The organism is Micromonospora sp. NPDC049275 (assembly GCF_043197115.1).
Taxonomy (GTDB): domain Bacteria; phylum Actinomycetota; class Actinomycetes; order Mycobacteriales; family Micromonosporaceae; genus Micromonospora.
The window spans coordinates 376,491-399,371 of record NZ_JBICSN010000004.1 but is presented as its reverse complement, the minus strand read 5'-3'; the positions used below and the strand labels follow the sequence as shown (position 1 = coordinate 399,371).

Annotated in this window: 21 protein-coding genes; 11 read left to right on the top strand and 10 right to left on the bottom strand. The window is 71.9% G+C overall.

From position 1 onward, the window contains the following. Nucleotides 1–56 precede the first annotated feature (56 nt). Nucleotides 57–728 carry a hypothetical protein gene (locus ACGFIE_RS16700; RefSeq protein ID WP_393295353.1) on the bottom strand — a complete coding sequence of 224 codons (672 nt, stop codon included), beginning with the start codon at nt 726–728 and terminating at the stop codon, nt 57–59. Continuing rightward, on the bottom strand, nt 725–1,030 hold the full coding sequence (locus tag ACGFIE_RS16695) for a hypothetical protein (RefSeq protein WP_393295351.1): 306 nt from the start codon (nt 1,028–1,030) through the stop codon (nt 725–727). Before ACGFIE_RS16695 ends, ACGFIE_RS16700 begins: the two co-directional genes overlap by 4 nt. 199 nt (nt 1,031–1,229) lie before the next feature. On the opposite strand from ACGFIE_RS16695, the gene ACGFIE_RS16690 reads away from it, so the two are divergent. The 4 genes from ACGFIE_RS16690 to ACGFIE_RS16675 all read left to right on the top strand — a co-directional run bounded on the left by ACGFIE_RS16690 (nt 1,230) and on the right by ACGFIE_RS16675 (nt 5,109). Further along, nucleotides 1,230–3,050, top strand: coding sequence for a hypothetical protein (locus ACGFIE_RS16690; RefSeq protein WP_393295348.1), 1,821 nt, complete (start codon nt 1,230–1,232; stop codon nt 3,048–3,050). Beyond that, entirely contained in the window at nt 3,047–3,619 is a 573-nt protein-coding gene (locus tag ACGFIE_RS16685; protein WP_393295345.1) for a type VII secretion system-associated protein, read from the top strand. Before ACGFIE_RS16690 ends, ACGFIE_RS16685 begins: the two co-directional genes overlap by 4 nt. Nucleotides 3,620–3,841: 222 nt before the next feature. After that, nucleotides 3,842–4,390, top strand: a complete 549-nt coding sequence (locus ACGFIE_RS16680) for a sigma-70 family RNA polymerase sigma factor (RefSeq protein WP_393295342.1) — start codon at nt 3,842–3,844, stop codon at nt 4,388–4,390. Then, on the top strand, nt 4,387–5,109 hold the full coding sequence (locus ACGFIE_RS16675; protein WP_393295339.1) for a zf-HC2 domain-containing protein: 723 nt from the start codon (nt 4,387–4,389) through the stop codon (nt 5,107–5,109). The genes ACGFIE_RS16680 and ACGFIE_RS16675 overlap by 4 nt, the downstream gene beginning before the upstream one ends. Before the next feature lie 157 nt (nt 5,110–5,266). On the opposite strand, the gene ACGFIE_RS16670 is transcribed toward ACGFIE_RS16675, so the two are convergent. The 3 genes from ACGFIE_RS16670 to ACGFIE_RS16660 form a co-directional block, all read right to left on the bottom strand. After that, nucleotides 5,267–6,184 carry a hypothetical protein gene (locus tag ACGFIE_RS16670; RefSeq protein WP_393295336.1) on the bottom strand — a complete coding sequence of 306 codons (918 nt, stop codon included), beginning with the start codon at nt 6,182–6,184 and terminating at the stop codon, nt 5,267–5,269. 116 nt (nt 6,185–6,300) lie between these two features. Continuing rightward, the gene (locus ACGFIE_RS16665; RefSeq protein ID WP_358149187.1) at nt 6,301–7,509 is read right to left on the bottom strand and encodes an alcohol dehydrogenase catalytic domain-containing protein; all 1,209 of its coding nucleotides are present in this window, start codon (nt 7,507–7,509) and stop codon (nt 6,301–6,303) included. 117 nt (nt 7,510–7,626) lie between these two features. Next, nucleotides 7,627–10,455: a BTAD domain-containing putative transcriptional regulator gene (locus tag ACGFIE_RS16660; protein ID WP_393295333.1), complete on the bottom strand. Its 2,829-nt coding sequence runs from the start codon at nt 10,453–10,455 to the stop codon at nt 7,627–7,629. Between the two features lie 339 nt (nt 10,456–10,794). On the opposite strand from ACGFIE_RS16660, the gene ACGFIE_RS16655 reads away from it, so the two are divergent. From ACGFIE_RS16655 to ACGFIE_RS16640, 4 genes are all read left to right on the top strand, one after another. Further along, the gene (locus tag ACGFIE_RS16655) at nt 10,795–11,799 is read left to right on the top strand and encodes an RNA polymerase sigma factor (RefSeq protein WP_393295330.1); all 1,005 of its coding nucleotides are present in this window, start codon (nt 10,795–10,797) and stop codon (nt 11,797–11,799) included. A gap of 4 nt (nt 11,800–11,803) precedes the next feature. Beyond that, nucleotides 11,804–12,556: a GNAT family N-acetyltransferase gene (locus ACGFIE_RS16650; protein WP_393295327.1), complete on the top strand. Its 753-nt coding sequence runs from the start codon at nt 11,804–11,806 to the stop codon at nt 12,554–12,556. Between the two features lie 137 nt (nt 12,557–12,693). Beyond that, nucleotides 12,694–13,149, top strand: coding sequence for a hypothetical protein (locus tag ACGFIE_RS16645; protein WP_393295324.1), 456 nt, complete (start codon nt 12,694–12,696; stop codon nt 13,147–13,149). Nucleotides 13,150–13,152: 3 nt separating this feature from the next. Next, the gene (locus ACGFIE_RS16640) at nt 13,153–13,455 is read left to right on the top strand and encodes a transcriptional regulator (protein ID WP_363682675.1); all 303 of its coding nucleotides are present in this window, start codon (nt 13,153–13,155) and stop codon (nt 13,453–13,455) included. Between the two features lie 22 nt (nt 13,456–13,477). Here the strand turns inward: ACGFIE_RS16640 and ACGFIE_RS16635 are convergent, their stop codons facing one another. The 3 genes from ACGFIE_RS16635 to ACGFIE_RS16625 all read right to left on the bottom strand — a co-directional run bounded on the left by ACGFIE_RS16635 (nt 13,478) and on the right by ACGFIE_RS16625 (nt 17,248). Then, nucleotides 13,478–15,073: a Na+/H+ antiporter gene (locus ACGFIE_RS16635; RefSeq protein WP_393295321.1), complete on the bottom strand. Its 1,596-nt coding sequence runs from the start codon at nt 15,071–15,073 to the stop codon at nt 13,478–13,480. An 85-nt stretch (nt 15,074–15,158) separates the two neighbouring features. Beyond that, nucleotides 15,159–15,770 (bottom strand): YdeI family protein, encoded by a 612-nt coding sequence (locus tag ACGFIE_RS16630; RefSeq protein ID WP_393295318.1) that lies wholly within the window; start codon nt 15,768–15,770, stop codon nt 15,159–15,161. A 161-nt stretch (nt 15,771–15,931) separates the two neighbouring features. Beyond that, entirely contained in the window at nt 15,932–17,248 is a 1,317-nt protein-coding gene (locus tag ACGFIE_RS16625) for a cellulose-binding domain-containing protein (RefSeq protein ID WP_393295315.1), read from the bottom strand. Between the two features lie 448 nt (nt 17,249–17,696). Here ACGFIE_RS16625 and ACGFIE_RS16620 point away from each other — a divergent pair, with 448 nt between their 5' ends. Further along, a complete protein-coding gene (locus ACGFIE_RS16620; protein WP_393295312.1) occupies nt 17,697–19,679 on the top strand; it encodes a GTP-binding protein in 1,983 nt (660 codons plus the stop codon). A gap of 9 nt (nt 19,680–19,688) precedes the next feature. On the opposite strand, the gene ACGFIE_RS16615 is transcribed toward ACGFIE_RS16620, so the two are convergent. Together ACGFIE_RS16615 and ACGFIE_RS16610 are read right to left on the bottom strand one after the other, a co-directional pair. Next, on the bottom strand, nt 19,689–20,186 hold the full coding sequence (locus ACGFIE_RS16615) for a YcxB family protein (protein ID WP_393295309.1): 498 nt from the start codon (nt 20,184–20,186) through the stop codon (nt 19,689–19,691). A gap of 68 nt (nt 20,187–20,254) precedes the next feature. Beyond that, complete coding sequence (locus ACGFIE_RS16610; protein ID WP_393295306.1) at nt 20,255–20,677, bottom strand: GNAT family N-acetyltransferase; 423 nt, start codon at nt 20,675–20,677, stop codon at nt 20,255–20,257. A 96-nt stretch (nt 20,678–20,773) separates the two neighbouring features. Here ACGFIE_RS16610 and ACGFIE_RS16605 point away from each other — a divergent pair, with 96 nt between their 5' ends. Both ACGFIE_RS16605 and ACGFIE_RS16600 read left to right on the top strand, forming a co-directional pair. Next, a complete protein-coding gene (locus ACGFIE_RS16605; RefSeq protein ID WP_363682659.1) occupies nt 20,774–21,298 on the top strand; it encodes a hypothetical protein in 525 nt (174 codons plus the stop codon). Between the two features lie 17 nt (nt 21,299–21,315). Further along, on the top strand, nt 21,316–22,818 hold the full coding sequence (locus ACGFIE_RS16600) for an MFS transporter (protein WP_393295303.1): 1,503 nt from the start codon (nt 21,316–21,318) through the stop codon (nt 22,816–22,818). Nucleotides 22,819–22,881: the final 63 nt, after the last annotated feature.

Genomic DNA, 22,881 nt, shown 5'->3' with positions numbered 1-22,881 from the left:
CCGAAACGGTCAGGGGGACACCGGATCGCGGTGTCCCCCTGACCTGTCTCGGCGGGTCACGCGTCCGCCGAGGACTCCCCCGTGGACTCCGCGGGGGCGGTCAGCTCCGGAAGGTCGTCGTCCCAGGTGAACGTCAGCGTCTCGGTGATCGTGCCGAAGAGTTCGAAGATCTCCTCGGCCTCCGCGAGGTTCGGGCTCGATCCGGTGACCACCACGACGTCCGCCGAGCCCGGCATCGGCACGACCGTGTGCATCACCGCGCACCGCATCGTCGCGCCGTCCTGGGCGACGTTCTGGATGCCGTACACCCGGCCGACCGTGCCGATCCCGGGAATCACCGCGGTGGTCACCCGCCGCCAGGTCCCGTCGGCGCGGGCGGGCTGCCCCACCGCGGTCAGCGCACCGAGGATGTCGCCGTTGGCCGGCGGGGTGGCCACCGCGACCAGCACCGTCGCGGTCAGCGGACCGTCCTCGTACAGCTGGAAGACGCCGGCCGCGTGGACCGCGCCGGAGCGCCGGGCCTCGCGTACCGACCGGCGCACCTGCTCCGCGAACCGTTCGGCCTGGTCGGCGGTGAACTCGGCGGCCAGGGCGTGCCCTCGTGCCTCCTCGCCCAGCCGGTTCTCGCTCGCCTCGTCGGCCGTCGAGAAGTCGACCCACGCCTGCGGCGTACGCAGCTCGAAACCGGTCGGGGTCGGAGCGGGAGCATGGGTGTCCGTCGCGCTCACGGCGCCGCCCCCTCAGCCGGAGCCGTCAACGCGTTGACCGTCTGCGTGTCGGCCTCCCGGAAGGCGTCGGCGACGGCCTTGGCGGCGTCGCGTACCCCTTCGAGGTCCTTGGCCACGACGTGCCGGCCGTCGCCCCACCGCTTCTCGAAGTGGTGGGCGGCATCCTCCAGATTGCGCTGCCCGAGCGTGTCGACGACCGCGCCCATCGACCTGATCGACGCGCTGTCCATCAGCTCCTTCGTGCGCCGCAGCAGTTCGTGGACCCGCTCCAGCTCCGCGCCGGGTACGTGGATCACGCTCATCGCGCCCACTCCCCCGCCGGCCTGCCATCCCGTTCGCTCATCTCCGCACCCTCCAGACCGTCACGGCAACTGCGCCGTACACGGATCGGCGGCCGGTGCGGTTCAGCGGGTGAACCGATCTCCGTCGAGCTACGTGTGCGACTCGGCTCCCGGCGGACGGTTCGGGCGCCGGCCTGACGATGCGATGGGGAGGTTCGTCATGACGCGTCCGGGCGACGCCGAGTGGTCCGTGTTGCAGCTCGATTCAGATCCCGTGCCGGGTGACTCCGAGTCCTTTGAGGAGATCACCCGGGCATACCAGGAACTCGCCAGAACCACCCAGGAGGCCCACGACCTGCTCGCGTCCGGAAGCCAGGTCGACGTCGGCCAGGGCAAGGCGATGGATGCCTTCCGCGATCTGATCGGCAAGCTGCCCGGGCGCCTGGACGGGATGGCGAACTCCTACGCCGCGGCGGCGGACGCCTACCTGCGCTATCTGCCATCGCTGGAGGAGGCGCAGACGATGTCGCTGCGTGCTCTCGACCAGGCGCGGCAGGCGGCCGGAGACCAGAGCGCGGCTCAGGCGTCGGTCGCCTCGGCGGTGGCGGCGCTTGTCACGATGAACGCCGACACCGCAACCGCCCCGGACGCTAAGGAGCAGGTCACCGACGACGCGAGCGCCGCCCGGAGCCGGGCGGCCGACGCCCAACAGGCGTTGGACGGGGCGAAGGCACTACTCGGCCAGGCGACCGCCCTGCGCGACCAGGCGGCCCGGACCGCCGCGGAGACACTGAACCAACTGGCGAAGGACGCACCGCAACGCTCCCTCTGGGACAAGATCGTCGAGGCGTTCCACGCGTTCGTCGACTTCCTCCAGAGCACGGTGATCGAATGGATCACCACGATCCTGGACGTCCTGTCGGTGGTCGCGTCGTTCATCTTCCCGCCCCTCGGTTCGGCGATCGGCTTCCTCTCCGGCGGCATCGAACTCGCCGCGGCCGCCCTCGGCGGTGATCCGGCCGAGATCGCCCTCGCCGCCGGTGGGCTGGCGCTCGGCCTGGTTCCGGGTGGACGGATCGTCAGCCGGGTCATCAAGCTCGCCAGCAAGCTGGGCAAGGTACGCCCCGGCAAGATTGCCGACGGCATCAAGGACAGCACCAGGGAGGTCACCGGAGGCGCCGCCGCCGCACCGGGTCGCAGCATCGACGCGAAGGTCACCGAGGTCGGCATCGGCAAGGCCATCAAGGGTGTGTTCAACCGGATCGACGACAAGTTGTTCGACCTGCGGTTCGCCCGGGATCTCAAGAACGCCCGGAAGAAGCAGGCGAACGATCCGACACTCATCCTCGGCCAGAACAGCAAGGGGCACCTGAAGACGTTCCACGCCTCGGACGTCGAATCCACCCCGCTGGTGGACAACAACGGGAAACAGATCGGTGTGCTCTTCCCGAGCAGGGCCACCGACAACGACAGCTTCACGAGCTGGGCCCGGACCGACGCCAACCTCGCCTTCGGCAGGAACATCGGCGGGACGATCGCCGAACCCGGGACCAAGGCGATCCGACGCCTGCCCGGGAAGGAGACCAACTTCGTGAACAACGAGTTCGACATCGCGCCCTGGGCCCGACTCAAGAGCGAGCCCACCCTGGTCATCGTGCACGGCAACCCGAACGGCGCCGCGGTGCGGCTGAAGAACGGCGCCGTGCTGCACGTTTCGGGTCGGCAGTTCGCGAAGGTCCTGCATCACAACGAGATCTTCAAGGCCAGCAACTCCGCCTCGGACCCGGGGAAATCGATCGCCATGATCTCCTGCAACTTCGGCAACACCGCGGGCACCGGGGGGCAGGACTTCGCCAACGCCATGCGCGATCTCGGCAGCCAGCGGCGGATCTTCGCGGCGAACGAGACGGTCGTCACCACCGAGGGCGTGGACGTGGACGGGCTGTTGACCGCCGAGGGCGGAAACATCGCGACGTTGGCGGTGGAGAACGGCGGCAAATTCAGACGCATCAATCCGAACACCGAGGGGGCGAGTTCATGAACGAGCAGGACGAGGGCGTACGCCAGCGGAACTGGATGCTGTTGACGGACGCGGGGTGGACCGAGCCCGCCGACGAGGACGCGGCGCAGGTGCCACCGGTGGAGGCCATCGTCGGTGGCTGGCTGGTGGAGCCGGACGGCGCCGTCGGCCGGTTCACGCCCAACCCCCTGTATCGGCCGGAGGATCCGAAGGCGCCCACCAGCCCGGTGGACGCCGCGGCGAGGCTTGTCGCCACCGGTCGCGCCGGCGTCGACGCGGTGCTCCTGGCGCTGCGGGACAGCCTGGTGGACGTCGCGGTGGACAGCGCCGGTGACGTCATCGTGGCGTCGGCGCCGGACGACGCCCCCTGCGTGCTCGTCGCGACCGGCGCCGCGGACCAGGCGCGGGTGGATGCGGCCGGCTGGCGGCAGGTCGACCTGGACGAGTTGCTGACGCTGCTGCCGGACGGCGTCGACGTGCTGCTGAACCCGGGCGGTCACCGTGCCATGCGCCTGTTCGCCGACGCGCTGCGGGATGTCGTCGTCGAGGACGACCCGCAGGGCGGCGAAGCGTCGCCGTCGACCCGCTAACGCCGCACCGCGCTGGGCTCGGACGTGTCGTCCGAGCCCAGCGGGGGCCCGGCCGCCGAGCGCGCAACGGCGATCGTCAACATCTCGATTCGGCCTCGACGTGGGTCAACAGACAAATCCTCTGTAGATCAACAAGCGCGGGAAACGGCGCGTGCATCCTGAGAACCCGTGGGCACCCGGCGACAACGCCGGCGACGCAAGGGTCAGCAAAGGGTGGTAGCTATGGCGGGATCGGGACCTGTTCGTCGGCGCGAGGTGGCAGGCGAGGCACTGGTCCGGTCCATATTCGAGGAGCACGGACGCGCGATGCTCGCCTACGCGACACAGCTGACCCGGGACCGCGCGGCCGCGGAGGACGTCGTCCAGGAGGCGCTGGTGCGCGCCTGGCGTCACCCCGACAGCCTGGTCAACGGCAAGGGCTCGGTGCGCGGCTGGTTGCTGACTGTCGTCCGCAACATCGTGACCGACACCGTACGCGCCCGCAACGCGCGGCCGCCCGAGGTGCCGGAGAGCCCGACGGAGTCGGCTGTCGAACGTGACCACGCCGACCAGGTGGTGACCTCGATCGTGGTGACGGACGCGCTCAGTCGCCTGTCCCCGGACCACCGTCAGGTGCTTGAGCAGGTGTACCTGCGCGGGAGTACAGTCGCGGAAGCCGCCCAGGCACTCGGAATCCCGCCGGGCACCGTGAAGTCACGCTCCTACTACGCACTCCGGGCACTCCGCGATCTCGCCGAGCGTCCCGCCGGGGTGGAACGGCCTGCCTCATGACATCGGACAGCTCATCGCCGCACGCCGACCAGCTCGACATCGGCGGATACCTGCTGGGGGCACTCGACCCGGAGGCGACCCGCCGAGCCGAGGAGCACCTGGCGGGTTGTGCCCGGTGCCGGGCCGAGGTCGAGTCGCTGCGGACGTGGGCGGACGCGCTCGAGAACGTACCCGACGTGATGCTGCTCGACGGCCCGCCTGAGGACGGCGATCTCCTGTGGCAGCGCACCCTGCGACAGATCCGCGGCGAGGCTGGCGACCAGCGGCGCCGCCGGCACGCGCTGACGGGTGTCGCGGCGGCGGTCGTCGCCTCCGCGGTCCTCGGCGGTGTGGTCCTCGGTCCCGCGAACGACCCGGCGAAGGACGCGACCGCGCAGCCGGAGCCGGCGTCCCCGAGCAGCGCGGCCGACCGTCCGGCCCGTTCCACAAGCGCCTCCGACCCGGGCACCGGGGCTCGCCTGGCCGTGGCCGTGCAGCCGGCCACCGGCTGGGTACGCGTCCGCGCCACGGTTTCCGGCATTCCGCAGGGTCAACGCTGCCGCCTGCTGATCGTCGGCAGGGACGGCGGCACGGTGCTGGCGGGCAGCTGGCTGGTGTCGGAGCGCGGGGCCGCCGAGGGCGTCACCCTCGACGGCAGTGCCCTGATCGACGTGGCCGAGATCGACGGTGTCCGGGTGGAGACCACCGACGGCATGGCGTACGTCAGCGCGAAGCTCTAGCGACGCCCGCCCGCCACACCGGTCCGGCGGGCGAGCGGACAGCCGAACGCCGACGAACGCGGCCCCGGGCCGCATTTTTGTTGGGCCCGGCGGCCAGCGGACAGCAGTGCGCCGGCCCAGCCAGTGGCTGAGCCGGCGCGAGGCGTGCCGTCCCGGGTCAGCCCAGGCGGACCGAGACGACCGCGTTGTCGAAGTCGACTGTTCCCAGGTCCGCGACGTCCCCGTTGATCACCTTCGAGCGGCCGGTGCAGTCCGGGCCGGCCCAGAGCTTGAGCGAGCCGGGGGCCGCCACCGACGAGGAGACGCCCGGCCGGCTCAGGTTCCGGCAGCCGGTGCCGGCGACGCCCTGCGAGCCCGCGCCGTCGCCGAAGTCGGGGTCGTCGAAGAGGACCGCGCTGGTGGCCGGCGGCGCGGGCGAGGCGTCCGGCGCGGACTGCTCGCCACCGGACACGCCTGCCTTCCCGCCGGTAGCGGTCACGCCGAACCAGGTGTTCCCGACGCCCTGGCCGTTGGTGTCACCCGGCTTGGTGTCCTTGGCGAACCGGTAGACCGGCCAACCGCCGATGGTGACCTGCCGACTGCCGTCCGGGCGCGGGATCGTACCGACGTCGGCCGCCTTGATCCCCGCGACGAAGATCTTGCCGGCGGACGCGACGGTGACAGGCGGCCAGGTGGTGGCGCAGTCGCCGGCACAGTTCGAGACCGGCGGCTTGTTGCTGTCCTTGTCGAAGCGGTAGAGGGTCAGCCCGGCGCCGTTGACCACCACCGGGTCGAGCTTGCCCGCCTTACCCGCCGTCACCTGCACCCACCGTTGTGCGGATTCGCGGGCGTCTCCGGTGGCGACCCCACCGTTGGGCGTCGCCCAGTCACCGGTGCCGGCCGCCGCGTTGTTGGACTTCGCGGTGCCGGACAGGAGGGCGACGCCGTCCCCGCCCGTCGGGGACGCCGCCTGGCTGCCGTTCAGGTCGGCGGCCCGGGCCGGACCTGGCGGCACCTGGCTCGAGCCGCACGCCGTGAGGGTCGCCGCGCCGACGGCCAGCACGGCGATGAGGGGAGTCACGTGGTTGCGCATCATCGGGTTTCTCCAGCGATCACCCGGCTTCCAGGAGGTCCGGAAGCCGTTCGCCACTCACACGGAGCAGGTCCGCGATCGGTTCAGGCCCGGTGTCGCAACCGTCGTCGCACGTGGGCTCAGGTGGCCTGCAGGGCGACCTTCAGCCAGCCGGGGCTACGCAGATCGAATTCGCGGTATGCCTCGATCGCGTCCGTGAGCGGCTCGTGCTCGGTCACGACGTCCTCCGGACGGACCTGACCGGACGCGACCATGTCCAGCAGCTTCGGGATGTACCTGGGGTGGTTGCCGTTGCCGGCGCGGACGGTCAGGTTGCGGGCCATGGTGGTGCCGATCGGGAAGAACCGGTCGGTCGGCGGATAGACCCCGACGATCCCGAGCGTGCCCACCTTCGCGAGGCTCTCGGCCGCCCAGGTCTGCGCCTGGCTCGGCGCGTCACCCGGCTTCCAGTGTCCATCCTGGCCCTGGCTGTCGAGATTCGGGGAGATCTTGCGCTGGTCCTCGGCGTTGCGCTCGTCGTCCCGACCGGCGGCTGGACCCGACTTCGGGCTCTCACCGTCCACTCCGACGGCGTCGATGGCGCAGTCGGCCCCGATACCGTCCGTCAACTCCATGATCGCGACGACCGGATCGACCTCGTTGAAGTTGATCACCTCTGCCCCTCGCCGACGGGCGTGTTCCAGCCGGTCCGCGTGCCCGTCGATCGCGATCACCCGGGACGCGCCGCGCTGGTACGCGGAGAGGACGGCGAACTGGCCCACCGGGCCACAACCCCAGACGGTGACGATCTTGCCGTCGCTGGCGTCGGCGAGCACCGCCCCGAAGTAGCCGGTGGGGTAGATGTCGGACAGGGTGATGGCCTGCGCCTCGGTGACGTTCTCCGGGAGGCGGACCAGGTTGGTGTGCGCGAAGGGGACCCGGGCGTACTCGGCCTGCAAGCCGTTGAACGGGCCCTGCGCCTCGGGTGAGCCGAACGAGGCGGTGCCGGAGCGCGGCCCGTACGGGTTGGCGTTGTCGCACTGCGCGAAGAGGCCCCGGCGGCAGTAGCCGCAGGATCCGCAGCCCAGCACCGCCGAGATCACCACCCGGTCGCCCGGCTTGAAGCTGTGGATCTGCGCGCCCACCTCCTCGACCACCCCGACGCCCTCGTGGCCGAGCACCTTCCCCGGCTTCATCCCGGACATCGTGCCGCGTACGAAGTGCAGGTCGGTGCCGCAGATCGCCGCCGTGGTGATCCGGACGATCGCGTCCGTGGGCTGTTCGATGCGGGGCTCCGGCACATCGTCGACTCGAATGTCACCGATGCCGTGATAGACGACAGCCTTCATGGGCACTCCTCATCCGCACTGGTGTCGGGGCGCTGAGGGCCCACGAACGGAATTCGGCTTCCCCGCCCCCGGCACGACAAACCCGCACCTAGGGCCTGTGCGAGCGAACAGCTTCGGTCACGCCAACTTCGCGGCGAGGCGGGTGACCGAGGCGCGCATGCCGTCGGTGCCGCCGTCCTGCAACTCCCGCAGAACCGCGCCGGCACGCTCGTACGCCCGCTGCGCGCCCGGCTGATCACCGGCGGTGATGAGAACGTCGGCCATCTGCCGTAGCGCGTCGAACTGCGAGGGGCGGTTCCCGACACGTCGGGCCGCGTTCGCCGCCAACTCCAGTTGCTCAACCGCCTCGTCGACGCGTCCGGTCACGACCAGGTTGTCCGCGATGGCGGTCCGGATGTCGCTCTCCTCGTGTGCGCGGCCGATCCGCTGGTTGAGATCGAGGGCCTCCCGCAGCGCCTGGGCCGACTTCTCGACCTGGCCCAGGGCGGTGAACGATTTTCCGCTGAACAACAGGCTCGACATCTCGCCCCGACGATTGTCGAGGAGGCGGAACAGGGACAGCGCACGCATGCTGTGGTCGAGGGCACGGTCGTGCTGGTTCAGCGCGCTGAACGCCTCATGGCAGTTGTTGTGCACCAACGCCTGTTCCAGTCGTAGGTCCCGGTCCTGGTAGATCCGTGCGGCCTCGCCGAGCAGGCCGAGCGCCTCGTCGTGGGCGCCGAAGTAGTGCCGCGCGCCGGCCAGGCTGCGCAGGACGTGCGCCTCCCCCACGGCATCGTGGCGCTCCCGTGCCGCGCGCAGCGCGACCCGCATGACGTCCTCCCAGTCCTGGAAGCGTCCGGCCCACTGGAGATACTGCTGCATCGTGAGGGCGAGCTGCCACGGCACGATGCCGTACCCGACGTCGGCGGCCAGACGCACCGCCTCCTTGAGCACCTCCCGGTGGCGCCCGAACCACGCGATGGCCTCGTCGTACGTGCCCGGCCGCTCCGCGACCACACCGGACAGCGGCGCTGGTGGCGCGATCGGCGGCCGGTTCGGGTCCAGGACCACCTGCGCCTGGAAACTGCTGTGCAGGTAGTGCTGCAACAGGCGGCTGACCGCCGCCTGTCGCTCGGCCGCCGGCTCCTCGGCCTGGAAAAGCTCCTGGGCGTACGCCTTGACGAGCACGTGCGACGTGAGTCGGCCGTCGTCGTGCTCGGTAACCAGGGCCGCCTCGATGAGCTCGGCAAGTTCAGCGCGCGTGCGGTCGGGGTCGCGGTCGTCGAGGCTCACGCAGACCTCGGCCGTGACACCCGGCAGCGGGGCCACCGACAGGAGCCGGAACAGCCGGGCGGCACCCGGGCTGAGCTGCCGGTAGGACCACGAGAAGGCGGTACGCGGATCGTTCATGCCGCGGCCACCCGGGAACGCCTCGAGCCGACGAGCGCCGTCGCGCAGTTCGGCGGCGATCGTGGCGAGTGACAACCGCGGGCGGGCGGCGATCCGGGCCGCCAGGATGGCCAGGGCCAGCGGGAGCCGGCCGCACAGTTCGATGATCTCGTCGGCGGTCTCACACGCGACGCCTCCGGTCGACCGGTTCGGCAGGCCGGTGAACCGGCGTTCGACAAGCCGACGGGCCGTCGGCAGGTCGGGCACGTCGACCCGGAGCAGGTGGGCGCCGTCGAACGCGGCGAGGCCGACAAGCGCGCGCCGACCGGTGATGAGCACGAGACTCTGCGCCGAGTTCGGCAGCAGCGGGCGCACCTGGGCGGCGTCGCGGGCGTTGTCCAGCAGGAACAGGATCCGCTTACCGGCCGTCAGGCTGCGGTACATCCCGACTCGCGCGTCGAACGTCTCGGGGACGTCGGCGGCGGGCACGCCCACCATGTGCAGGAGCGAGCGCACGGCCCGGTCGGCCGACACGCCCTCGTCCTCGCCGAGGTGACCCTGAAGATCGAGGTAGAGCTGCCCGTCGGTGAACTCGTCGGCCACCCGGTGCGCGAAGTGCGCGGCGAGTGTCGACTTGCCCACCCCACCCATGCCGTCCATCGCGACCACCAGCGGACTGGTCCGTCCGGAGGCGCGCATCCCGGTGGTGAGGTCGCGCAGGATCAGCAGTTCCGATTCGCGGCCCACGAACAGGGGTGGGTCCGGCGGGAGCTGCGCCGGGCGTATCAGCGGGACCGGCCGGGACACCACGGGGGCCACGTCCGCGGCGGGTGGCAGCACCGTCTGGGTGAGGGCTCGCCGCTGGGCGTCCTGGAGCTGGTAGCCGGGGTCGATGCCGAGTTCCTCGTCGAGGCGTGTCCGGATCGCGCCGTAGACCGCCAACGCCTCGGCCTGCTGGCCCGCCGCGGCGAGAGTCGTCACGAGGCTCGCGTGGACCGGTTCGTTGAGCCGGCTCATTTCCGCCGCGAGCCGCAGTGGGGCGAGCACCCGGGCGGGTTGCCGCACGCGTACGGCCACCGCGGCGGCCGCCACGGCGGCGTCGAAGAACTCGCCGTCGATGCCCGCGAGGACCGCCGCCGCCGCGGCACTGTCGACCAGGTCGTCCCCGGCCGAGCCGTGGCACCGTCGCAGGGCGGCGAGGTAGTGATCGAGGGCGTCGAGCGGGCTGTCCTGTCCCAGACTGGTCCGCGCCGCCGCCACGTCGCGGCGAAACGCGACGAGGTCGAGCGTCTCCGGCCCGGCCGCGAAGAGATAGCCGTTGCCGTGCCGGAGGAGGTAGGAACCGGCGGCGCGTGCCGGCAGATCAGGTTCGAGCAGGCGGCGCAGCGCGGCGACGTACTTGTGGATCACGTTCACCGCGCTGGCCGGCGTCTGCGGGCCCCACAGCAGATCCAGCAGATCGCTGGTGCTGGTGGGTCGTCCCTCCCGAGCCAGGAGAACCGCCAGCAGGCGGCGTTGCTGCCGCGGGCCCGTGGCGACCTCGTTCTCGCCGTGCCAGAGACGTAGCGGCCCCATGACCTGCAGGCGTGGTCCACCCGGGGACGATGGTTCCCCCGCCCGACCGGGGCGGGCGTCGCTCTTCGCCACGATCACGCCACGGCCCCGTCGCGCACCCGTTGGCGCAGGCCCAGTTGACAGTTACTGAATCCGTAGTTCTTCCGTGCGGCGTGAAAGAGGGGCGAGTGCCGGGACCGGCAGAACCGACGTCGGGGCTGAACACGGCACGTTTCGACCGGTTCGGCGATGCCATGGTCCGGCCCTGTCTCGATACGCATGCTCAGCAGACGCGACCACCGGGACGAAAGTTCGATCCGCCGAAGAAAGTTTTCACCGCGTGCGAGCTAGCGTTCCGGCATGCTCCTCTTGACCTCGGGATCCGTGTCCGCCAGCGACACGGCGCAGCTGGTCCGGGGCGCCCAGCAGGGCGATCCGCGCAGCTTCGCGTTGCTGTTCGACAGTCACTACGCCGGCATGCTGGCGGTGGCGCACCACATTCTGGGTGCCGGGCCCGACGCCCAGGACGCCTGTCAGGACGCGGCCATCGCGGCGTTCGGCCGGATCGGTGAGCTGCGTGACCCCCGCGCCGTACGGCCGTGGCTGCACGCCATCGTGCGCAACAACTGCCGGACGTTGCTCCGCGCACGCGTGCCCGTCCCGGTCGGAGTGGCAGGTGAGAACCTGCTCGCCTCGGGGCTCGACGACCCGGCCGCCCGGATCGAGCGCAGCGCCACGCGGGACTGGGTCTGGCACGGGCTGCAGCAGTTGTCGCCGGCCGCGCAGACGGTGGCGTTGCTGCGCTACTTCACCGAGAACAACTCGTACGAGCAGATCGCCGAGTTGTGCGGGACCCCGGTCGGTACCGTCCGCAGCCGCCTCAGTGAGGCGCGTCGGCAGTTGGCCGAGATCCTTCCCCGCGTACGCGACGAGCGGCACGACGGGACCGGGGCTCTGCGCGCCGAGCGGCGCGAGGAGGCGGCGACGATCCTGTCGGCGGTGGCCGAGGGCGTCTCACCGACAAAGGTGACCGCGCGCTGGGCCGAGGACATGGTCTTCTGGTGGCCGGACGGCACTCGGACGATCGGGCGAGAAGCAGTCTTCGCGGTCATTCGGCAGGACAACGAATCCGGCGTCAGTCACCGGATCACCGGAGTGCTGGCCGGCTCCGGCATCACGATCTGGGAGAACGTCTTCATCAACCCGCCGGAGGATCCGTTCCACTGCCCGCCCGGCGCGACCTGGCTGCTGCGGGAGAAAGACGGCCTGGTGCGCGAGGTGCGCCTTTTGCACACCCCGCGTCCGGCCCGGCCGGAGACTCTCTTCGCGGCGAATCGAACTTCCGGCTGCCCAGCGCTGTCCTGAGGGTATGAACACGTACTCCATCCACGACCTGGAACCGCAACTCGCCGCCAACCGCCGGTACTGGTGCGGCTGGGCGGGCGCCGACCCCGACACCGACCTGCCGATCTATCGCACCGACGTTCCCCACCCGCTGCTCAACGCGGTCCTCCGCGTTCGTGACCGGCCGCTCGACGAGGCGATCACGGAGGCGAGGAAGCACCTGACCGGCTCGCACTGGGGCTGGTGGGTGGGCGCGGACAGCGATGAGGGTACCGCCGAGGGCCTGCTCGAGCGCGGCGCGGAGCAGATCGCCGACATGCCCGTCATGGCCGTGGACGTGACCACCGTGGCCGAGGTCGAGGCGCCGACCGGTCTGCGCATCGGGCTCGCCGTCGACCCGTCCGAGCTGCGGGAGTACGTCGAGGCGTACGCCGGGCCGCTCGGCATCCCCGGCGACCGCGGACTCGTCGTCGACCGGGAGCTGAACTTCGCCTACCCGGACGTGCTCCGCCTCGCGGGCACGATCGACGGCCGCATCGTCGGCACGTGCACCCTGTCGCTCGGCACCGACATCGGCGCGCTGTACTGCATCGCCACCGACCCCGACTTTCGTCGGCGCGGCATCGCGACCGCGCTCACCCTTGAGGCGCTGCGCCTCACCCGCGAGTCCGGGCGGCGGATCGTCACGCTCCAGGCGAGCAGCGAGGGCGAGCCGGTGTACCGGCAGATCGGCTTCGAGACCGTCGCCCGCTACCGCCTCTACCAACTCCCGGAGTGAGTCTTCCCGGCGCTGCCGCTCGGTTCCATCAGGACCGGGCGGCAGCTCCACCAGCCGGCAAGTACTTGCTCCTATGGAAAGTGAGTGTTAACTTTCCACAGGAGAAAGTACTTTCCATACCCTCTAGGAGCCGCCTGATGAGCACCACCCCAACGCCCGAAGAGGCGCGCGAGGCCCTGCGGGACGTCGACCGACGCCGAGGCCAGACGGCGGCCGCAGCCAGCCGGTCCCGATGGACGTGGCTCGCGGCCGGTGTCCTCGCCGTGGCCTACGGAGTTCTCGCCGACAGGTATCCGGATTTCCTGCGCACGTACGGCCTCACCATCGTCGTCTTCCTGCTGCTCCTCTCCATGGCGGGCAACACCCGGTGGGGAGCGGCCCTGCTGCGCCGGCCGGTGCGCCCCCGGCTCTCCCCCTCCCCGGCGGCCCTGCTGTGGTCGGCGCTGGTGCTGGCCCTGCTGATCGGCGGCACTGCGCTCGCCACCGCGCTGGACGTCCCGCACGTCTGGCTGTGGATCGGCCTGTTCATCGGTGTCCTGCTGGCCGCCGCGGGCCCGTGGTGGCAGCACCGCGTGCTCACCCGCGTGGCCTGACCCGTGGCCGACCCGAAGCTGGACCCGGCCCTGCTCGATCCCACCCGGCTGGCGATACTGGCGCTGCTGGCGGGGAGCGAGTGGGCCGAGTTCGCGTTCGTCCGCGACGCCGTGGAGCTCAGCGACTCCGCCCTGTCCAAGCGGATCTCGACGTTGAGCGACGGCGGGTACGTCGAGGTCCGCAAGGGCTACGTGGGCAAGCGCCCACGGACCTGGATCAACCTCTCCACCGCCGGTCGGGCTGCCCTGAGCGCCCATGTCGCCGCCCTGCGTGACATCGCCGCCCGCGTGGACGGCTCCGACTGAAGGGCGGTCCGCCGGCCGACGGTCAGCGGGTGTCGTTGTCGCGGCGCTGGGCCATGTGGACCTCTTCGAGGTCGAGGCCGTCCTGGACGCGGCGGAGCACCTCGTCGTCGATCTCACCCTCGTCGCGCATCCGGACGACCGTGTCGTGGCGGTGGTCGATGACCGCCAGGTGGAGATCGGCGTACTGCTGCTCGTAGTCGGCCGCGGCCTCGTCCGGCCCGGAGGTGGCGTCGCTGTCGCGCAGCACGCGCAGGCGACGGTCGTACTCCGTGCGCAACTGTTCGTGCACGGCACCGCTCGTGCCCAGGTCGGCGGCCATCGTCGGCAGGGACGCCAGCGCCCGGTCCATCGATGTGATCTCGGCCTGCCGGCGCTCCCGCTCGGCCTCCCCGTCCGCGCCCAGGCCGGCCCACCTCGTGACCCGGGGCATCAGCGGCGCCTGGAGCAGCAGGGTCACCGCGATCACGATGGCCGTGACGAAGACGATGAGGTCGCGGTCCGGGAACTCCGCCCCGGACGGAAGGGTGTGCGGCACGGCCAGCGCCGCCGCCATCGACACCGCGCCCCGGAAACCGGCCGCCGCCATGAGTGCCCTCGGCCGTCCGCTCAGTCGTCGTTCGCGCTGCTGCGGCCGGCGGTCGATCGCCCGGATCACGTACGGGCTGGTGAACAGCCAGCCGAACCGCACCGCGACGATGACCGCGCAGACCACGACCGCCACAAGCGTGCCGTGTGCCAGCCCGGTGCTGTCCAACCCACGGACGGCCGACTGCGCCTCCAGCCCCACCAGGACGAACAGCGCGGCGTTCGCCAGCGTGGTCAGGAAGTCCATGACGGTCTGGACGTACCGGCGGGCGTTGCCGGGGAACAGGCGCGGCGAGACGCGACCCACCCACAGTCCGCTGACCACGGCCGCGAGGACGCCGGACACCTCGGCCGCCTCGGCGATCAGGTAGGCGGTCAGGGGCGTCAGCAGCGCGAGGAGGTCGTGCTGGAACGGGTCGGTCAGCCGCCGACGGAGTTGCAGGACGAGGAACGTGACAGCCGCGCCGCACGCGATGCCACCGAGGTACGAGAGCGCGAACAGCCCGGCGACCCGACCCGCGCTCAGGTGTTCCTCGCCCAGGGTGATCCCGACCGCCAGTGTGTAGATCACCAGCGCCGTTCCGTCGTTGACCAGGCTCTCCGTGCGCAGGGTGGTCGCGATGCGCCGCGGCAGCATCCGACCGAGGACGCCCACCGCCGTCGCGTCGGTGGGAGCGACGGCGGCGCCCAGCACCCACGCCGGCCCCCAGGCCAGCCCGAGCGCGTGCGCGGCCGCCGCCACACCGGCCGCCGTCGCGACCACGAGGAAGGTGCTCAGCAGCACGATGACCCGGAGGTTGCGCCGGATCTCGCGCAACGAGGAGGAGAACGCCTCCCAGTAGAGCAGCACCGGTAGGAACACCAGGAGGACGGCCTCGGGCGGCAGGTGCACCACGCGCAGCGCGGGCACGAACCCGAGGAGGACGCCGGCGATCAGCAGCAGTACCGGTGGGGCGATCCGGAGCCGACGGGCGGTGCCCGTACCGACCAGGATGGCGATACCCACCACGACGACAAGTGCGAGGCTGGACATTCCCCTGACCTTCGGTGCGGGCGGCGCGGATCCGACAAGGATCACCTGTCGCAGTGGACAGCCAGTTGACGGTTCCGGTGCCCCGTCACACGGGCGGCGGGCTCGGCGGCCTGGCCTTCTGCGGATAGGGGGTCTCGTGACGCGCCAGCATGGCGACGAACTCGCCGATCTTCCGCTCGCGGGTCTCCGCGCGTTTGACGGCGTTGAGGCGGTGGATCAGCGCGAACCGGTTGGTCTTGGTGAGCACGTCGAACATGGCCTGGGCGGCCGGGTCGGCGGCGATGGCGGCGAGCAGATCGGCCGGCACCTCGGCTTCCGACGGCGGGGCGTACGCGGCAGCCCACCGCCCGTCGGCCTGGGCGGCCTCCACCGCGGCGCGGCCCGGTGGCAGCATCCGTCCCTGCGCCTCCAGCCGGGCCACGTGGGCGACGTTGCGCTGCGACCAGGCACTGCGGGGTCGGCGTGGGGTGAACCGGATCCAGGAGGTCTGGTCGTCCCGCTTGCGGGCCTGCCCGTCGATCCAGCCGAAACACAGCCCCTCGTCGACCGCGTGCTGCCAGGTGAGCGTCGTAACCGTGCCGCCCTTTTTGGTCAGGGCGAGCCAGACGCCCGGCGACGTGGCGTGGTTCTCCGACAACCACGCGCGCAGCGCGTCGGCGTCCGCGACGACCAACTCTTCCAGCTCGGCGCTCGCCATGGCAGCAGGCTATCGCTGGGCCCTGACACAAACCTCGGCCGGTGGGACGTCCCGATCCGCCGGGCGACCGGGACCGGTGGAGGTCGGAGGTGGTCAGGGGTGTGCCACGTCGGCGTGTCACACCCCTGACCAGAGCTATCGGAGCGCCCGTTCGCGGAGGGTCAGCAGCCGATCCGGCTGGCCCCGACCGCGACGTCGTCGTACCAGAGGGTGTCGGCTCCGTTGCCGTAGCTCTCCCAGCCCAGCTTGAGGTCGGTGAGCTGCGGTCGCCAGGTGCGGTTGTACCACTGGCCGTCGATGTCGTGCGTCGGTACACCGTCCGCGGTCAGCCCGGTGATGGCGGTGCCGTCCAGCCAGGTACGGAGCTGACCCGCCGAACCGTCGACCATGAACTCCAGGCAGGTCCACCTGTTGGTGGGGAGCGGCACGCTCTGTGCCACCCCGGCCGGGCTCTGCTCGGGCAGGGTCGCGTCGTCGGAGGCGCGGTTCCACTGCAGGGAGCCGTTCTGGCCGCCCATCCGCAGATCCTTGTTGCCGTCGGCGGCGTCGGTCATCGCCAGCATCGTGGTGTGGTCGGTGGGCTGGGCGGTGGTGTGCCGCACCCAGATACGGGCGTACCGCACACTGCCCAGGCTGCCGAGGTTCCTGGTGGACCTGATGAAGACGTGGTTGCAGTATCCGGCGGCGCCGTTGATCCGGACCGCCCGGCTGCCGCTGTGCGTGGTGGCCGTGTCGATGGTGGCCGTGCCGGCGCCGGAACAGTCCGGGTTCACCACGGTCCAGTCCCCCGACGGTGTCGAGCCGGTCTGGTTCTCGAAGCCGTCGCAGAGCACGGCCCCGGCGCACCCGACAGGCGGCGGGGTGGTGGGCGGAGGCGTCGTCGGCGGAGGCGTGGTGGGCGACGGGGTGGTGGGCGGAGGCGTGGTGGGCGGAGGCGTCGTCGGCGGCGGGGTGGTCGGCGGGGCCGTGGTCGGTGGGGCCGTGGTCGGTGGGGCCGTGGTCGGTGGGGCCGTGGTCGGCACCGACGTGGTGGGCACGCCCGTCGGGGTCGGCCCGACGCCGTTGCACGGCACCCCGTTCAGGGTGAACCCGGTGGGCGTGCCGCCACTGGCGCCGTACGTGCCCTGCACGCCGAACTCGGTGGAACCGCCGGCCGGGATGCTGCCGTTGTACGACATGCTGCGGGCGGTCACCGTCGACCCGGACTGGCTGACCGTGGCGTTCCAGCCGCTCGTGACGCGCTCGTCCCCGGCGTACGTCCAGGTGACGGTCCAACTGGAGACGGCGCTGTCGCCGGGGGTGACCTTGACGGCGGCGGTGAAGCCGCCGGGCCACTGGTTGGGTGTGTAGTCGACCCGGCAGCCCTGGGCGGCCGCCGCGGGAACGACGAGCACTGCCGTGCCGGTCGCGGTCACGGCGGCGGCCAGCGCGGCGACGACCGCCAGGGTCGGGGCGGGGCGGGCGCGGAGAATCGTCATGAAAAGTCCTTCTGCCATCGAGCTGGAGGAATCGGCGCGGCAGCGCGCGTCCAGGACGGACGCGGCGCGGCAACGCGCCCGGGTGCGGCGCGGCGATGCGCCACAGCGGCTGGTCGATGCGTACGACCAAGGTGCCCGGCTCGGGATGGACCTGTCAGTCGCCGACGGCCCGGTTGCCCGGACCGCGGCGGCGCCCGTCCTCAATCTATTGACATATCCCTATCGAATCAAGCGTCACACGTTCGGGTGGCAGCACGCCGCCCGCGCGTTATTCGGTGGCCCGGCCGGCACCGGCCGTGCCAGCCTGGCCCCCAGACGGACCCGGCTGCCCGGGTTCATCCGGCCCGCCGTCAGGACGGGCTCGAACCGACCGACGGGAGCACGGCAATGCGAGGACTCGAAACCTTCCCGCCCATCCGGACGCGAGCTTTCGAGGACCCGACAGCCCATGCAGACCGTCAACCTTGGCATCGTCGCCCACGTCGACGCCGGTAAGACCAGCCTCACCGAACGCCTGCTCTACGACACCGGCGTCATCGACCGGCTCGGCAGCGTCGACGCGGGCACCACCCGGACCGACACCGGCGAGATCGAGCGCCGCCGGGGCATCACCATCCGCAGCGCCGTCACCGCGTTCGCCGTCCGCGACCGCCAGTTCAACCTGCTCGACACCCCCGGGCACAGCGACTTCGTGGCCGAGGTCGAACGCGCGCTCGGGGTGCTCGACGCGGCCGTCCTGGTGCTGTCGGCCGTCGAGGGCGTCCAGCCGCACAGCCGGCGGATCATGCGGATCCTCCGGTCGCTCGGACTGCCCACGCTGATCTTCGTCAACAAGATCGACCGGATGGGCGCGCGCACCGACGACCTGGTCGCGGACGTGCGCCGGCTGCTCACCCCGGCCGTCGTCCCGCTGGGCACGGTCCGCGCGCCCGGCACCGCCGCGGCCGCCTTCCGGCTCCACCATCCGCGGTACGACCCCAGCGCCGCCCACCGACTCGCCGAGGCCCTCGCCGAGCACGACGACCACCTGCTGGCCACCCTGGTCGACGACCTGCCACCCGACCCGGACCGGATCGACGAGGCGCTCCGGACGCAGGTCGCGGCCGGGCAGGTCCACCCGCTGCTGTTCGGCTCGGCGCTGTCCGGGGCCGGCGTACCCGAACTGCTGGACACCATCGCGACTCTGCTCCCGGCGTCGCCGCCGGCCGAACCCGAGCCGCGGGCCCGGGTCTTCGCAATCGTTCGCGATGCCTCCGGTGAGCGGGTGGCGTACCTGCGGTCGTACGGCGGGCAGCTCCGGGCGCGGCAGCGGATCGTCGCGTACCGCCGGGAGTCGGACGGCCGGACGACCGCCACGCGCGCCCGGATCACCCGCCTCGACGTGGTCGACGCGACCACCGACCGGACCGAGCCGACCGGGCGGCAGGGCGGGCCGACGGCGCTGTCCGCCGGCCACATCGCCCGGGTCGCCGGCCTCACCGGGGTACGCCTCGGTGACCAGCTCGGCAGCCCGGCCGGTCTCGACGGACGGTCGTACTTTCCGGCGCCGACAGTGGAGGCGGTGGTGCGACCCCGCGACCCGGCCCGGACGCTGGCGCTGCACGCCGCGCTGCTGGACATCGCGGACACCGACCCGTTCCTCCGGACCCGGGTGGCCCCGGACGGCGGCACGAGCGTGCTGCTCTACGGCGAGGTGCAGCGCGAGGTGCTGGCGGCGACGCTGGCCGAGACGTACGGGGTCGAGGCGGAGTTCGGGCCGGCCCGGCTCATGCACGCCGAGCGACCCACCGGCACCGGTACCGCCGTGGAGATCATCGGGCACGGCTTCTTCGGGACCGTCGGTTTCCGGGTCGAGCCCGGATCGGGCGTGGACTACCGGCTGGAGGTCGAACTCGGCTCGCTGCCGCTGGCGTTCCACAAGGCCATCGAGGTGGCCACCCGGGCGGCCCTCGACCAGGGCCGGTACGGCTGGCCGGTCACCGACATCCGGGTCACCCTCACCCACAGCGGCTACTGGTCGCCGATCACCACGGCCGGGCACTTCCGGGACCTGGCCCCGTACGTCCTCATGCAGGCGCTCGCCGAGGCCGGCACCCGGGTCTTCGAGCCGTGCCGCCGGTTCGAGGCGGAGGTGCCGGCCGACCGGCTCGGCCCGGTCACGTCGTTCCTGAGCCGCCTCGGCGCCCGCATCGACGGCACCGACGACACAGCGGCCGGCTGGCGCGTCGGCGGGGTGCTGCCGGCGCGGCTCGAACCCCAGGCGCAGCGGTTACTGCCGGACCTGTCCGGCGGGGAAGGGCTGTGGTCGTCGGTGCCCGGCGGCGATCGTCTCGTGACCGGCGATCCGCCGCGCCGGCCGCGCACCGACGGCAACCCGTTCGACCGGGTGGAGTACCTGCGCTTCCTCGCCCAACCACGGAACCGGTCCTGAGACGTCGGGTCAGCGCGGCGCGAGCAGCCCACGGTCGGCCATGAAGGCCCGCAACGCCTCGGCGTCCTCGGCGGACATCAACCACCGTGGGATCACGGTCGCCGGCATCCGGCCGACGTACACGATCCAGAACTCCGGGGTGTCCTGCACCCGGGCGACGCCGTCCCACGCGATGCCACCGGACTCCGAGCCGCTGCGCATCATGATGTTGTCGTCGGTGATGTCGTAGCCGCCCTCGACCGCGTAGCCACTGGACCGGCGTCGCGCGCGCCACCGCACCCACGGCAGGTACAGCATCGACAGCACGCCACCCACGAGCATCGCCATCCACAGCGGCGACGTCCGCTCGCTCCACCCGAGCCCCCGCGAGACGGCCAGACCGACCGCTCCCGCCACCGCCAGCACCGCGCCGACATAGCTGTACCTGCGCAGCCGAACGCCGCCGAGCGTGGCCGCCACGCGACCCGGGTAGGCGGGATCGGCGGGGACGTCAAAACGGATGTGCACCCCGAAACGATAGTGCCCCGACGGCCCCGGGCACCGGCTGACCCGTCGTCCGTCCCGATGCCGGACGATCAGGAGGCGTCCGGCTCCCCCAGCAGGAGCTGACGGTGGTGGGTGAAGCCGTTGCGCCTGTAGAAGTCGACAGCGCGCCGGCTGGAGTGGACGGTGACGTGCAGCAGTCCCCGCGTCCGGGCCTCGGCCAGTATCGCGGCCATCAGCGCGCTGCCGACGCCGCGATTGCGGTACTCCTCGCGGACCTCGACGGACTGGACGTCGCCGTACCACCGGTCCAGCGACTCGTTGCTGGGCACCCGTTGCGCGAGGAGGAGCCAGGCGGCCCCGACCACACGCCCGTCCAGTTCGGCGACGAACGGCAGGTGCGTGGCCGCGTGGGCGGCCACCCAGTCCGCGTACGCCCCGAGCTTGTGTCCGTCGATGCCGCGTAGTTCCGCGAGCGCCGCCGCGTCCGCGACGCCGCCCTTCCGCACGATCACCCGGCGCAGTCTACCGACGGCGGTCCCGAGCGGCCCGTCGTGCCCGGCCGGCCGCCGGAGTTTCGCCGACTGCCACATCCGGGTAGCGGATGGCCCATGAACCGCAATGTCGTCAAGGCTCTGCAGGTCGCGTGGGGGCTGCCGGAGTTCCGCAGCGGGGTGCGACATCTCATCGATCTCGACGAGGTGTCCGTGCTGCTGGCAGCGCTGTCCGTCCCGGATCACGACGGCGAGGTCGAGCGCAGCCTGCTGAGCCTGCTGCGGTCCGGCCTGGAGACGATCGAGATCCGGGAGGCGGTGCTGCTGCTGTTGGAGCAGGACGAGGTACGCCGGCCGCTCGTCGCGGCGGCGGTGGAGCCGCTCGCGGACCGACCGGGCCTGGCCGCCGCCGTCGCCTCGGCGGCCGAAGATCCTGCGGTACGGCGTGAGGCACGGGCCGCTCTGGACAGCGCCAAGGTGCGCGAGCTGATCTGGCAGGCGATGGAGAATCAGGTAAGCGACAACCGGTTCGGCCTGATCCGTCGTGCGGCGGCGCTGCTCGTGTGGCACCCGAGCGTCCGGCGCCTCGCGTGGGCCGCGCGCCGGCACGGTGTACTGCGCGAACTCCGCCGCAAGCCGTGACCCACTAGCCTGGCGGGATGGCGGTTTCCCGCACGCCACCGCCGTCCGGGATGACGCGCGGGCTGACCTTCCTGCTCGCGGTGGCGGCGGGAGCGGCGATCGCCAACCTGTACTGGGCGCAGCCGCTGCTCAGCTTCATCGCGGGCGACCTGGGCGCCGCGACCGCGACGGCCGGCTGGCTCGTCACCGCGACGCAGATCGGGTACGCCGTCGGCGTGCTGCTGCTCGTGCCGCTCGGCGACGTCCTGGACCGCCGCCGGTTCGTGCCGGCGATGCTGGTGGCCTCGGCCGCCGCGCTGCTGCTGTGCGCGCTGGCGCCGTCGTTCGGCGTACTCCTGCTCGCACTGACCGTCCTCGGCGTCACGACGATTTCCGGGCAGGTCCTCACGCCGCTCGCCGGGGACCTGGCCAGCGACGCCCACCGCGGTCGGATCGTCGGCGTCGTCGGGTCCGGGACCCTCACCGGCATCCTGGCCTCCCGCACGATCAGCGGGTCCGTCGCCGGCCTCGCCGGGTGGCGTACGACCTTCGCCCTCGCGGCGGTCGTCGCGGTTCTGCTCGCGGCCCTGCTCCACCGCGCGATTCCACCGCTGGCACCGCGCGCCCGCATGCCGTACCTCCAGCTCATCGCCTCGGTCGGTGCGGTGGTTCGGCGCGAGCGGACGGCCCGCTGGACACTGGTTCTGGCGGCAACCGGGTTCGCCACGTTCTCGCTGTTCTGGACGGCGCTGACGTTCCTGCTCAGCGGCCCGCCGTTCCACTACCCGGTGGCGGTGATCGGGATGTTCGGGCTGGCCGGCCTCGCGGGTGTCCTCTCCGGCCTGCGCGGCGGTCGTCTGCACGACCGCGGGTGGTCGCTCCCTGCGACAGGTGTGGCCTGGACACTGGCCCTCGCCGCGTTCGCCGTCGCCGCGTTCGCCGGCCGGTCCGTCGTACTGCTCGTCATCGCCATCATCATGATCGACGTCGCTCTCCAGACGCAGGCCCTCCTCAACCGGGCGCGGCTGTTCGCCCTCTCCCACGAGGCCCGTAGCCGGCTCAACACGGCACTGGCGACAAGCAACTTCATCGGCGCCGCCGCCGGCTCCGCCGCCGCCACCACCCTCTGGGCTGCGGGCGGCTGGACGGCGGTCACGTACACGGGGATGGGTCTCTGCTGCCTCGCGCTCGCCGCGTGGGCGCTGGGCCGTCGTGGCCCACTCCAGATCCGCCAGGTCGGGTCGGGTGGCTCTCGGGCGGGGCAGTCCGGGCAGCACTTCGCCGGCTGGCCGGACACGGACTCAGAACAGGGCTGCCGGCAGGACGAGGAGTGCGAAACGGATCACCCGCCCGACCAGGCAGGTGACGGCGAACTCCCAGTGTCGGAGGCCCGCGGTGCCGGCGGCGAAGCTGACCACGGCCAGCGGTGGAACACCGACCGCGGCGGAGACCAGCACGGTCGGAAGGGCGGTGCGGCGGCGGGAGAGCCAGCGGCGGATCGGCCCGGTCCAGCGGGCGGTCCGGGCTGCCGTACGACCTGACCCGCTCCGTCTCCTGAACTTCTGGGCCAGCCGTCCCGTTCCGCGGCGGGCGGATTCGAACAG

Excerpts from the sequence above, each read along its gene's own strand:
- ACGFIE_RS16695 (WP_393295351.1), bottom strand. The coding sequence starts at position 1,030 with ATGAGCGTGATCCACGTACCCGGCGCGGAGCTGGAGCGGGTCCACGAA.
- ACGFIE_RS16690 (WP_393295348.1), top strand. The coding sequence starts at position 1,230 with ATGACGCGTCCGGGCGACGCCGAGTGGTCCGTGTTGCAGCTCGATTCA.
- ACGFIE_RS16685 (WP_393295345.1), top strand. The coding sequence starts at position 3,047 with ATGAACGAGCAGGACGAGGGCGTACGCCAGCGGAACTGGATGCTGTTG.
- ACGFIE_RS16680 (WP_393295342.1), top strand. The coding sequence starts at position 3,842 with ATGGCGGGATCGGGACCTGTTCGTCGGCGCGAGGTGGCAGGCGAGGCA.
- ACGFIE_RS16675 (WP_393295339.1), top strand. The coding sequence starts at position 4,387 with ATGACATCGGACAGCTCATCGCCGCACGCCGACCAGCTCGACATCGGC.
- ACGFIE_RS16670 (WP_393295336.1), bottom strand. The coding sequence starts at position 6,184 with ATGATGCGCAACCACGTGACTCCCCTCATCGCCGTGCTGGCCGTCGGC.
- ACGFIE_RS16665 (WP_358149187.1), bottom strand. The coding sequence starts at position 7,509 with ATGAAGGCTGTCGTCTATCACGGCATCGGTGACATTCGAGTCGACGAT.
- ACGFIE_RS16660 (WP_393295333.1), bottom strand. The coding sequence starts at position 10,455 with ATGGGGCCGCTACGTCTCTGGCACGGCGAGAACGAGGTCGCCACGGGC.
- ACGFIE_RS16655 (WP_393295330.1), top strand. The coding sequence starts at position 10,795 with ATGCTCCTCTTGACCTCGGGATCCGTGTCCGCCAGCGACACGGCGCAG.
- ACGFIE_RS16650 (WP_393295327.1), top strand. The coding sequence starts at position 11,804 with ATGAACACGTACTCCATCCACGACCTGGAACCGCAACTCGCCGCCAAC.
- ACGFIE_RS16645 (WP_393295324.1), top strand. The coding sequence starts at position 12,694 with ATGAGCACCACCCCAACGCCCGAAGAGGCGCGCGAGGCCCTGCGGGAC.
- ACGFIE_RS16635 (WP_393295321.1), bottom strand. The coding sequence starts at position 15,073 with ATGTCCAGCCTCGCACTTGTCGTCGTGGTGGGTATCGCCATCCTGGTC.
- ACGFIE_RS16630 (WP_393295318.1), bottom strand. The coding sequence starts at position 15,770 with ATGGCGAGCGCCGAGCTGGAAGAGTTGGTCGTCGCGGACGCCGACGCG.
- ACGFIE_RS16625 (WP_393295315.1), bottom strand. The coding sequence starts at position 17,248 with ATGACGATTCTCCGCGCCCGCCCCGCCCCGACCCTGGCGGTCGTCGCC.
- ACGFIE_RS16620 (WP_393295312.1), top strand. The coding sequence starts at position 17,697 with ATGCAGACCGTCAACCTTGGCATCGTCGCCCACGTCGACGCCGGTAAG.
- ACGFIE_RS16605 (WP_363682659.1), top strand. The coding sequence starts at position 20,774 with ATGAACCGCAATGTCGTCAAGGCTCTGCAGGTCGCGTGGGGGCTGCCG.
- ACGFIE_RS16600 (WP_393295303.1), top strand. The coding sequence starts at position 21,316 with ATGGCGGTTTCCCGCACGCCACCGCCGTCCGGGATGACGCGCGGGCTG.